The following is a 698-nucleotide window of genomic DNA, read 5'->3' as shown; positions in this document are numbered from 1 at the left end:
AGGGCACGCCGCCGTCGGCCAGGTCGTGCAGGCCGGCAAGACCCGCTTCGCCGGCCGCCTTGTCGTGCCAGACGGCGGCCAGTTCGCGCAGCGGCTCGAAGAACGCGGGCGCCAGCAGCAGGATGAACAAGCCCTGCCCCAGGCTCAGCTCGCGGCCCCAGGTGCCGAAATTAATGCTGCCCAGCAGGGAAAAGCCGATGAAGGCCGCCACCATGGCGACACCGAGCGCGGAAAACAGTTCCAGCACGGCGGATGACAGAAAGGCGATGCGCAGCACCACCATCGTGCGGCGGCGCACGGATTGCGACGAGGCATCCAGGCGTTCGGCGGTGGCGTCCACGGCGTCCAGCGCGCGCAGGGTGGCCAGGCCGCGCAGGCGGTCCAGCAGGAAGGCATTCATGCCGCCCATTTCCACCATCTGCGCGCGGCTGGCCGCCTGCGCGCCCATGCCGACGAGGGCCATGAAGACGGGAATCAGGGGGGCGGCGATGAACAGGATCAGGGCGGCGATCCACGACAGGGGCGCCACCACGGCGAGGATCACCAGCGGCACGATCAGCACTTTCCAGCGCGCCGGCTTGTAGCGCACCAGGTAGGGCACGATCGCCTCGGCCTGCTCGGCCATGACGCTGGCCGCCTGGCCCGATTGGGCGCGCTGGCGGTCCAGCGGCGAACGGCGCGCCAGCGCCTGCGCCACT

At 70.6% G+C, this 698-nt stretch carries 1 protein-coding gene; it reads right to left on the bottom strand.

Going from position 1 to position 698, the window contains the following annotated elements:
- On the bottom strand, positions 1-698 hold a 698-nt coding region (locus JaAD80_RS29230; RefSeq protein WP_258003258.1), incomplete at both ends, for an ABC transporter transmembrane domain-containing protein.

It is taken from the genome of Janthinobacterium sp. AD80 (genome assembly GCF_002878455.1).
GTDB lineage: Bacteria > Pseudomonadota > Gammaproteobacteria > Burkholderiales > Burkholderiaceae_D > Janthinobacterium.
The sequence above is the reverse complement of the archived record's forward strand: the minus strand, read 5'-3'. Positions and strand labels throughout refer to the sequence as shown.